Annotated in this window: 7 protein-coding genes and 1 pseudogene; 5 read left to right on the top strand and 3 right to left on the bottom strand. The window is 57.2% G+C overall.

The genetic code is table 11. The annotated features are described in order from the left end of the window. The first annotated feature begins 343 nt into the window (after positions 1 to 343). Both thiM and abc-f read left to right on the top strand, forming a co-directional pair. The gene (gene thiM / locus F591_RS0107430; protein ID WP_019533964.1) at positions 344 to 1,153 is read left to right on the top strand and encodes a hydroxyethylthiazole kinase; all 810 of its coding nucleotides are present in this window, start codon (positions 344 to 346) and stop codon (positions 1,151 to 1,153) included. A gap of 732 nt (positions 1,154 to 1,885) precedes the next feature. Then, a pseudogene (abc-f, locus tag F591_RS0107415) lies at positions 1,886 to 3,529 on the top strand (ribosomal protection-like ABC-F family protein); the annotation flags it as partial. Positions 3,530 to 4,042: 513 nt separating this feature from the next. On the opposite strand, the gene F591_RS0107410 reads toward abc-f, so the two are convergent. Further along, positions 4,043 to 4,858: a hypothetical protein gene (locus F591_RS0107410; RefSeq protein ID WP_019533960.1), complete on the bottom strand. Its 816-nt coding sequence runs from the start codon at positions 4,856 to 4,858 to the stop codon at positions 4,043 to 4,045. A 197-nt stretch (positions 4,859 to 5,055) separates the two neighbouring features. Between F591_RS0107410 and F591_RS0107405 the strand changes: the two genes are divergently transcribed. Next, entirely contained in the window at positions 5,056 to 5,373 is a 318-nt protein-coding gene (locus F591_RS0107405; RefSeq protein ID WP_019533959.1) for a hypothetical protein, read from the top strand. Here F591_RS0107405 and F591_RS0107400 read toward each other — a convergent pair. Continuing rightward, a complete protein-coding gene (locus tag F591_RS0107400; protein WP_019533958.1) occupies positions 5,370 to 6,458 on the bottom strand; it encodes a lactonase family protein in 1,089 nt (362 codons plus the stop codon). The genes F591_RS0107405 and F591_RS0107400 overlap by 4 nt on opposite strands. Before the next feature lie 211 nt (positions 6,459 to 6,669). After that, the gene (locus tag F591_RS0107395; RefSeq protein WP_019533957.1) at positions 6,670 to 7,293 is read right to left on the bottom strand and encodes a DUF3298 and DUF4163 domain-containing protein; all 624 of its coding nucleotides are present in this window, start codon (positions 7,291 to 7,293) and stop codon (positions 6,670 to 6,672) included. Between the two features lie 298 nt (positions 7,294 to 7,591). On the opposite strand from F591_RS0107395, the gene F591_RS0107390 reads away from it, so the two are divergent. Together F591_RS0107390 and F591_RS0107385 are read left to right on the top strand one after the other, a co-directional pair. Continuing rightward, the gene (locus F591_RS0107390; protein ID WP_019533956.1) at positions 7,592 to 8,377 is read left to right on the top strand and encodes a hypothetical protein; all 786 of its coding nucleotides are present in this window, start codon (positions 7,592 to 7,594) and stop codon (positions 8,375 to 8,377) included. A gap of 676 nt (positions 8,378 to 9,053) precedes the next feature. Continuing rightward, a complete protein-coding gene (locus F591_RS0107385) occupies positions 9,054 to 9,605 on the top strand; it encodes a hypothetical protein (protein ID WP_019533955.1) in 552 nt (183 codons plus the stop codon). Positions 9,606 to 9,614: the final 9 nt, after the last annotated feature.

Genomic DNA, 9,614 nt, shown 5'->3' with positions numbered 1-9,614 from the left:
AGATAGACGCCTATGACGAGCGCTTCCTTACGTCATCGGTCGTCACCTGCGGTGTTGAAATTTTGTCGGCGTATATCGCCAAATTTTCAAGATAGCACGCCTTCTATTGACCCGTCTCGCCGCTTGGCGTATCATTAGGACAAGGAATGGACAATGTCATAAGAACGTGGGAGTCCGAGGATCGGGCTGAGAGTACGGCTGGGCCGCCGTTGACCATTGGAACCTGTTGGATCATGCCAGCGCAGGGAGGCGAGAAAGCGAAGTACACTTTGCCGTGGGCGAGGTGTTTTTTTTGTTGGTGTTGCCGTAAACAAGCGAACAAACGGAAGGAGAGTATGACTCGATGGAAAACCGTCAAATGGCCGAAGTGTTGGAAAAGGTGCGGGAGCGAAGCCCGCTTGTGCACAACATCACGAACGTTGTCGTGACGAACTTTACGGCGAATGGGCTGCTCGCTTTGGGGGCTTCACCGGTTATGGCCTATGCGCCGGAGGAGGTTGCCGATATGGCCCGGATCGCGGGCGCGCTCGTTTTGAACATGGGCACGCTCACGGAAGAGACGGTCCGCGCCATGCTCATTGCCGGCAAGTCCGCCAACGAACACGGGGTGCCGGTCGTCTTTGACCCGGTCGGAGCGGGAGCGACGCCGTATCGGACGGAGACGGCGCGCCGCATCATGCGGGAGCTGCGCGTCTCGATCCTGCGCGGGAATGCCGCGGAGGTGGCGAACGTTGTCGGCGAGGACTGGGCGATCAAGGGCGTCGATGCCGGCGCGTCCGGCGGCGATCCGGAGGCGCTGGCCCGCAAGGCGGCCCGCCAGCTGCAGTGCGTTGTCGCCATCACCGGCCCGGATGATACGGTGACGGACGGGACGGCGCTGTACCGGATCAGCGGGGGAACGCCGCTGCTCACCAAGGTAACCGGCGCCGGCTGCCTGCTCAGCTCGATTGTCGGCGCCTTCGCGGCCGTCGAGCCCGATCACGTGCTCGCCTCCACGGCTGCGCTCGCCTATTACAGCGCCGCCGCCGATGCCGCCGTGGCTTTATCGGGCGACGACCGCCCCGGCTCTTTCCAGATCGAGTTGCTGAACCAGCTGCACCGGATCGACGGCCCCGCGCTGCTGCGCGCCGCCTCTGTGCGTAAGGCGGAGTAGCCGCGCCGGCGGACAGGCAGCCGGGCAGACGAGACGGGCGAGATGACGGGATGGCCCGGGATGCAATTGCTGACGTGCGGGGCGAGATGGCTCGCGTCAGTGTCGGGCGAGATGACGGGATGGCCCGGGATGCAATTGCTGACGTGCGGGGCGAGATGGCTTCGCGGCAATGCCGAAAGACGCTTTGCTGCGCAAACGAGCTCGAACGGGCCGCGGTTCAGCCTGGCGTGAGCTGCGGACTCTCCTGCTGCCCAAGCCCCCAAGCGTATTCCCTTCCGCAAAGTTACCGGGACTATTGCCTGGCGGCGCTTAATCACGCGGGGCTGCCCGCTCGCTCCAGGACGGAAGCCGCATGTGCCGCAGCAAATCTTGCATTTTTTGAGAGTCCGATCAGTTGCCTCGTTACAAATCTTGTGATATATTAGCATTAATTTCAATCGATTCGGTAAGGGAGGTGTCATGATGTTGCAGTTTGCCGCTCGTAGCAAATGGGTCCAATATTGGGTGCATCAGGCTACGATCGTATTCCGTTTTGCTGACAACGGGATACGTATGTCCATTTACGGCGACTGCAACATTTTGACCCTGCGGAATCGTGCGGCGTAAACAGTCTATACGCCGCTGATTCGCCATGCGGCTGCAATCAAGCCACGGGTAAAAGGTTGCCTTTTGCCTGTGGCTTTTTTTGCGTTGCCGCAGAACCCATTTTACCGAAGGCGAGGCTGATTTCCGGTGTTACTGTGTGCTATGGATAAGGTGACCAAAATTTGGAACGGAACGACGGTCCTTCAGGAGCTGTCGTTGGAAATTCGCGAACGGGAGCGGATCGGCATCGTCGGCCCGAACGGCTGCGGCAAGACGACGGTGCTGAAGCTGCTGGCCGGGGAGGAAAGTCCGGATGCCGGGGCGATTCACCGGCGGAAAGGCAGCCGAACGGCGTTGCTGGCGCAAATTCCCGACTTCGGGCCGGAAGCGACGGCAGGCGAGGTGCTGCAGGGAGCGTTCGCTGAACTGCTCGACATGCAGGCGAGATTGGCGGAGCTGGGGGTGGCGATGGCGAGTCCGGATCCGGCGGTCGTCGAGAAGGCGCTGCAGGAGTACGGCGCCCTGGAGGATGCCTTCTCCGCCAAGGGCGGCTACGAGATGGAGGCGAGCCTGGCGCGAATCGCCTCGGGACTGGGCATTGAACCGCTGCTGCACCTGCCGTTCAGCCTGCTGAGCGGCGGCGAGCGAACGAAGGTATGCCTCGGGCGCCTGTTGCTGCTTCAGCCCGATCTGCTGCTGCTCGACGAACCGACGAACCACCTCGATCTGGACGCGGTCGAGTGGCTGGAGGATTATTTGCAGGAATACTGCGGCAGCGTCGCGATCGTGTCGCACGACCGCTATTTTTTGGACCGGACGGTGACCAAAATATTCGATTTGGAGGGCGGCAAGGCGGACGTCTATCACGGAAATTACTCATACTTTACCGAAGAGAAGGAGCGCCGGCTGCTCGCCGAATTTGCGGCGTACCAGGAGCAGCAGAAGAAGATCAGGAAGATGGAGGAAGCGATCAAGCGGCTGCGGACATGGGCGGCCCAGGCGGATAATCCCGCGTTGTTCAAGCGGGCGGCGGCGATGCAGAAGGCGCTGGATCGACTCGACAAGTTGGAGCGGCCGGTGCTGGAGCGCCAAAAGATCGGTCTCGCCTTTCGGATGAGCGAGCGAAGCGGCGAGGACGTCGTCGTCATGAAGGACGTCAGCAAGTCGTACGGCCCAAGCGACGGGGAGCACGCCGACTCTCGCGGCGCAAGAACGCTGTACGCGGGCGTCAGCCTGCAGGTGCGCTTCGGGGAAGCGACAGCCATTGTAGGCAAGAACGGAAGCGGGAAATCGACGCTGCTGCGCATGATTGCGGAAGGCGTCAGGCCGGATTCGGGGACGGTACACGTCGGCGTCAGCGCGAAGCTCGGGTACTTGTCCCAGCATCACGAATTTCCGGATGAGGAGATGACAGTCGTCGATGCGTTTCGGGACGCCGTGATGGTGGAGGAAGGGAAGGCGCGCCATTTGCTGGCGAAATTCCTGTTTTACGGCGCTTCCGTCTTTCGCAAGGTCAAGAGCCTCAGCGGCGGCGAGCGGATGCGGCTGCGTCTGGCGCAGCTCATGCATCAGGACATCAACGTGCTGGTGCTTGACGAGCCGACCAACCATCTCGATATCGACGCCCGCGAGGCGCTGGAGGATACGCTGGCCGAGTTTCCGGGAACAATCATCTGCGTATCGCATGATCGTTATTTGCTGAACAAGCTGTTTCCGGTTACGTTCTGGCTGGAGGACGGGAAGCTCACGCGCTGGGAAGGGCATTACGACGAAGCGAAAAGAAAGCGCGAGGCTATCCGGAAGGGCAGCGCGGGCGCCGGTCTATCCGCGTCCGGCCGGGCAGCGGCGGAGGAAGTCGGCCGAGCGTCCGCTAAGCCGGGGCCGTCAGGATCCGAGGGAGTCGGCCCACAGTCCGGAAAGCCGGAGCCGACGGCATCCGGCCGAAGGGCAGCGACGAGAGAGGCCAGCCAGGCGCCAGCGAAGTCGGAGCAAGCGCCCACAGGCAGGACCTCGGGACGAGGGAAGAACTCGTCGCCTGATGAGGACAGGGCGAAGCGCCGGCTCGCCAAGCTCGAGGCCGAGATCGAGGCCGTGGAGCGGCAGCTGGCGGAGCTCGACGACGCCATGATGCGCGAGGCGGACGCGAAGCGCCTGGAAGCGATGTACGGCGAGAAGGTGCGCCTCGAGGCGGAGCGCGAGCGGCTGTACGAGCAGCTTGAAATGCTGTAATGGCCTGGGACGGAATTCTTCCCAAGAGCAGCAAGAGGGGCCATGCGATTAAGCAGGCCCCTCTTTCGATCTTTTTTACTTTAAAGTTTGGAATAGAGCTTCGTTGGCACGATCAGAAAAGCGAATATGTTCGAAAGCGATTGTCTGTATCGGCTGATCTCCGTCCGAGTTTACAAGCTTTAAGATGATTCCTGTTTGGTTATCGATCCAAAGGGTTTGTCTATTGCCTAATTTGCCTTCCAAACTCTCGCGGTCAATAGCGATGACAGTGGTATCCCGTTCTAAAAATTTTTCTTCCCCTTTAATGGTAACTTTGCCATTGCTGAATGCACTTTGAAGAAACATCTCGGGGTGCAGCAATTCATTGACTCCACCGATGGGCAAGTAAGTTCCATTATAGTCGGGGATAATCATATCCTTTGAAGCCGTTTGATTGGACGGGAAGGTATTCTGCATCGGTTCTAATTTCCTTATATCACCATTGAAATCTTTGACACGAATGATTGCCCCGTCATTGCTAGCTTCTTCAAATTGAGACGGGTTGTTTGCATCAGGAGTATGTTTTATATAGAACCGGCCGGGTTGTTCAACAATAAGCTCCGTGATCTCCTTTTCTCCCGTTGGTTCAAGTTTCCTTGATATCTTACCTTCTAAAACAGAATAATTTTGATTTGTTTTTAAAGCTTTGTTCTTAATAACGGGGATCCGATCCATTCTTTCAAATGCCTGTATATACTTTCCGCCATTGGATCCTCGAGAATTTGTTATTTGGGTTGGTTCAGCAGAGGCGTTAGCGTGGTCAATCAAATTCATTTTTTGTGAGAGGGAGACGGATGCCCCGACAATAACTGCAGATAAAACGGTATAAGTAACATACTTTTTTATGTTCATATATCCACACCCCGATTCTAATTATTGGAAAATTGGGCTTCATCCCAGCCTACTGTAAGAACATTACTCACACCAGACGTTGTAAGCTTTGTGAGTCATCTCTTCGAATAATGGACGGACATTGATTGTAAAACGTTCCATAGAAAAAGAAGCGAGAATGGCGGATATCGGGCGGTTGAAGCTGCGGCGAAGCGGCTGTGATCGGGGAAAAAGACATTGAGCGGGAGGCGGCGGTGTTCGGGATAAAAGACATTGAGCGGGAGGCGACGGTGTTCGGGGAAGAAACGATATTGAAGCAAGAGACGACGTTATCGCCATGGAAGGCGAGAACCAGGAAGGCAAAGGCAATCTGGCAAGCGGCCAACGATGAGGTTCGACAGCGGACAGGAATCATTGAGATACAGAAGGCTTTCCCCCTGGCAGCAACCCAAAATGGCACGGCCGTTCCTCGCGCAGGAAGCTCTTCGCTTCCTGCCCTCGAAGAACAGTCGCGCCCGCTTGTTCGTTCCGCTTAAGCCAACTGCAAAAACTTGATGCACACCGGCTTCGATACTTCGAGCTCTGCTCCCGTCGCTTGAAGCTTGCCCGTCTCGACGTCTCGGGCGTACGTTACAATGTTGTTCGTATCCCGGTTGGCGACGAGCACAAAACGGCCGTCCGGGGTCAAAGCGAAATTGCGCGGGTGCTTGCCGCCGGCCGGGGCGTGCTCTATCAGCGTCAGCTTGCCGCTGGCGGCGTCGACGGCATAGACCGCGATGCTGTCGTGACCGCGGTTGGAGCCGTACAGGAAGCGGCCGTCCGGCGACAGATGAATGTCCGCGCACGCGTTGTCCCCTTGGTATGATTCCGGCAGCGTGGAGACTGTGTGGATTTCCGTCAGTGCACCGTTCTCCTCGTCGTAGGCCAAGGCGGTGATCGTAGCGTTCAGCTCATTGATGACATAGGCGTAGGGCAGCGTCGGGTGATAAGCCAGGTGGCGCGGACCGGCTCCGGGAGCGACGCGCGTCTCGCCGTGCGGAATCAGCCTGCGGCCGGCGACGTCCAGCTTGTATACGATCAGCTTGTCCAGGCCGAGATCGCACGCGACGGCATACCGGTTGGCGCGGTCCACGAAGACGGAATGGGCGCGCGGCCGGTCCTGCACCGGAAGGACGCTTGCGCCTTCGTGCCGATGAATGTCGGCGACCGGGCCGACCCGCCCGTCCTCTAGTACCGGCGACAGACCGACCATGCCGCCGTGATAGCTGGCGGTCATCAGGCATTGCCGGGTGCGGTCGAGCGCGATGTGGCAGGTGGGAGCCGGCACGGTTGGCTCGCTGTTCAGCAGAGACAGGCGGCCGTTCGCCGCATCGATCTCGTAAGCGTTAGCCGCTCCTATGCGCTGGCCGTCCGCTCCCGTAATCTCCGACAAAGCGTAAAGCTTCAGCTTGCGCTCGTCCAGGTCGAGAAAGGTCGGATTTTGCAGGCCGGACACGCTGTCCGTCAGCTCAAGCTTCCCGGTCTCGCCGTCGAACAGGCAGGCGTACACCCCGGGGGCCGAAGCTTCTGCATAGGAGCCGACAAAAGCCAGCAGCTTCGCACCGGATATTGAATTCGTCATAGAGTATGCACCTCTTATCGTAGGATCGTATGGCATGTCTTGTAAGCATTATCGCAAATCCGCAGGCGGCTCGCAATCCGGCAATGGAAGTCATTTGGGAAAGACAGAACGGACAGGAGCGGCAAATATGAATAGCGGAGCACCGACGGAACAAGGGGGGGACGACAATTTGGTCAAAAGGGATGAACGATCCCCTCACTCTTCCCCCGCATCAGCTGACGTCGGCCGCCAGCCTGTCGAGCGGCCCGCCCTCTGCGGCGATGTCCTGCAGCTCGTATACGGAAATCGGGAACATCGGGAACCCGACATAGTAAGGAGCGATCGCATACAGCGGGTAATAGATGACGAGCGATTTGTCCGCCAAGTAATAGTCCTGGTTCGGCTGCACCTGAGGGGAACCGTTCAGCAGCGGAATCTGTCTCCGTCTGGCTTGCTCATTGACCAGAGCTGTCAGGACTGCGGTGTAGCTTGCCCCAGGCTTGAACAAATCCTGCAACGCATACAGCCTTCCGGTGTTCGTATCGAATGTTAACGATCTGGCGACCGTAAAGCCGTGCGCCATCGGCCGCGAATAGGCGTAATTGGTGAGAATGAGGCTGAGCAGTCCCCGTTCGTTGGTCTTGATCTCGTAATGCCCGGTCATTTCCATTTCCGTGCCGGTCTGCATCTTGAGCTGCTCCTGCCGCATGGCGTGCACGAGCTGCAAGATTGTGCGGTTGATTCTCTCCTCCGCCTGCGGATTCGCCAGACCGTAAACGGCTGGATAATAAATTGTGACGCCGGGGGAAGCGATGGTATAGGTGCGAATTCCCGCCGGGAGCTGAAAGAGCGGCATAGCATCGGTCTCCTTTTGACAAAAGTGGGTTGCTTCTAGCCTATTCCGGCCAGGCGCTTTCGGTTCTTGGCCGCGACAGCGGGGGCCTTGCCTGGGAGCCGCACAAGCGGCAAAAAATCCTCGCCGGGCGTGCTTTTTCGCACCTCGCAGACACCGAATTTCAGCTCATTTTCAGGAACGATTCAGCGTAAATTCAGGAAACATTTAGGTGGTTTTTAGTTCGGTTTCATGTTCCATTAACCCCCGGGCGGTACATTATTCCATGCAAGACACATTCCAAGCAAAGGTGGTAGCGAACATGAAGAAATCGCAAAAAACGTGGTTGGCAGGAACGATGGCAGCGGCATTTTTGCTGGGAGGCGCAGGCCTGATCCAGTCGCAGGCATTCGCCGCCTCCGACGACAGCAGCCCGTCGGCTGCAACCTCGTCGCAGAAGAATGACGTTAAGATCGGAGCGGGCCAGCATAAGGAGAGGTTCGCCCGGTTCTTCCACGGAGGCCAGGCTGTGAAGCATAGCGCCGATATTCTCGGCATCGAGCAAAGCGCGCTGATGGAGGAGATGAAGGAAGGCAAGACGCTGCTGCAGATTGCCGAGGAGAAGGGGCTTACGCAGGAGCAATTCCTGGAGCAGTTGACATCGGCCGTAGAACAATCGATCGATACGGCGTTGAGCGAAGGTAAAATCACGCAGGAACAGGCGGACAAGCAGAAGGAAGGACTGAAGGATCGCCTGTCCGAAGAAATTCAGAATACGAAGCTGATGGTTACGAAGATACGAGGCGAGGGGCCTGTCGGTTTGATGGGCTTCGGCAGGATGTTCCAGGAGGATACGCTCACGGAGCTGCTCGGGATAACGAAGGAGGAGCTGCAAACGGAGCTGCAAGCAGGCAAGTCGCTGGCGGAAATTGCGGAAGCGAAGGGCATCTCCAAGGAACAGCTGGTGAACGAACTGAAGGAAGGCTTGACTGACCAACTGACGAAGCTTGTGGAAAACAAAGGGGAGTTGTTCTTCAAGCCCGCCAAGCCGATTGCTCCGGACGAGTCCAGCCAATCGGATCAAACGGACGAAGTCAGCTCGTCCTAAGCGAAGCGCTTTGACCATACACTATACAAGGCAGACCTTTCCGGCAGGAATCGGTCTGCCTTCGTTGTGCACTGAGCTTCGCCGGATCGAGCGCTTTCCTGAGGTACGGATGGCCGCCGTCTTGCCCGTGCCGCAGTTGCCGCTGACGACGACGAGTCGGTGCCGCAGTTGCTGACGACGGCGAGCCGTTGCCGCAAGGTGGCGTACTTGGGGCGGCCCGGCGTTTCCGCTAGAATGGCCGATTCATTCAGCCCGTTCGCCGGGATGTCCCGCGGGCACTCAAACAGGGCGCTGCTCCCTGCTCCCCGGCGTCAAACGACGGCAGGCGCTTGCCGCGCCCTGCCAATCTGTGATACGGTCATGATATCCAGCAGCTTCCGGGCAGGCCATCCCGCCAGCTATTGGACGCGATGCGCTAGCGGCAGCATTTGTCGCTATTGAAGGCAAACCAAACGGAAATCTTCATGGAAAAGTTCTATATGATGAAGCCGACCATTCCAAAGCTTATGTTGTCAAAGGGGTTGCGTTGGTGAATGGGCAGCAATACATGAGCCCTTCAGAATCCATAACGATTCAATTGGAGCCAGGCGGCTATAATGCCGAGGATTTAATAGGAAAAAGATTGGGAAGCTATCGAAAATAAACCGAATTCTCAAGCAATAGCCGGGGGGCACATATGGCATTTCTATTGATCGAACGGGACAAAAAGCCAATAAAATGGCGCGGGAGAAAAGTTGTCCTCTCAACCATATCGGTCTTGAACAGGGATGCATTGGCTGATGGCGAGTATTTCGGCGTCAAAAGCCAGAGGCGGATGCAACTTATTCATCATGGCGGATCATTAATCGCTGCTCCAGAATTAAGAGATGTGTATCATATTAGTAACATCATGCCGGCAACATTGGACGAAGAAGCGGCTCACATGGAATGTGGTGAGGTTTTGGCGGCCGCTAAAGATTTATCGAAAATAAAACGATACTTATTTGAAGAATATACCGTTATAGAGGCTTGGAGCGATACGTGGAATCCGTTTTGGATACCTTGCTCATTTTCAGTTGAAAGCAATACAATAGGGAAGGGATGGTTAAGAGTCGCGACGCAAGAGATGATCCTTGCGGATGGTTTCATGCTGAAGCCCTCAAAACCTATCAAGGTGCATTTGTTACGTTCTGTCTGGGGCTTCAAATCCGAAGTTTGGTTAGAAAATTTGGCGGAAGTTAGCTTTTGAGGCCTCGGC

It is taken from the genome of Paenibacillus ginsengihumi DSM 21568 (genome assembly GCF_000380965.1).
Lineage (GTDB): Bacteria > Bacillota > Bacilli > Paenibacillales > NBRC-103111 > Paenibacillus_G > Paenibacillus_G ginsengihumi.
Note: the sequence above shows the minus strand (reverse complement) of the source record. Positions and strands in the feature narration are given on the sequence as shown.

What these genes read in the sequence shown, in the direction of transcription:
- F591_RS0107385 (WP_019533955.1), top strand. Translation starts at nt 9,054, where the DNA reads ATGGCATTTCTATTGATCGAACGGGACAAAAAGCCAATAAAATGGCGC.
- F591_RS0107400 (WP_019533958.1), bottom strand. Translation starts at nt 6,458, where the DNA reads ATGACGAATTCAATATCCGGTGCGAAGCTGCTGGCTTTTGTCGGCTCC.
- F591_RS0107395 (WP_019533957.1), bottom strand. Translation starts at nt 7,293, where the DNA reads ATGCCGCTCTTTCAGCTCCCGGCGGGAATTCGCACCTATACCATCGCT.
- F591_RS0107410 (WP_019533960.1), bottom strand. Translation starts at nt 4,858, where the DNA reads ATGAACATAAAAAAGTATGTTACTTATACCGTTTTATCTGCAGTTATT.
- thiM (WP_019533964.1), top strand. Translation starts at nt 344, where the DNA reads ATGGAAAACCGTCAAATGGCCGAAGTGTTGGAAAAGGTGCGGGAGCGA.
- F591_RS0107390 (WP_019533956.1), top strand. Translation starts at nt 7,592, where the DNA reads ATGAAGAAATCGCAAAAAACGTGGTTGGCAGGAACGATGGCAGCGGCA.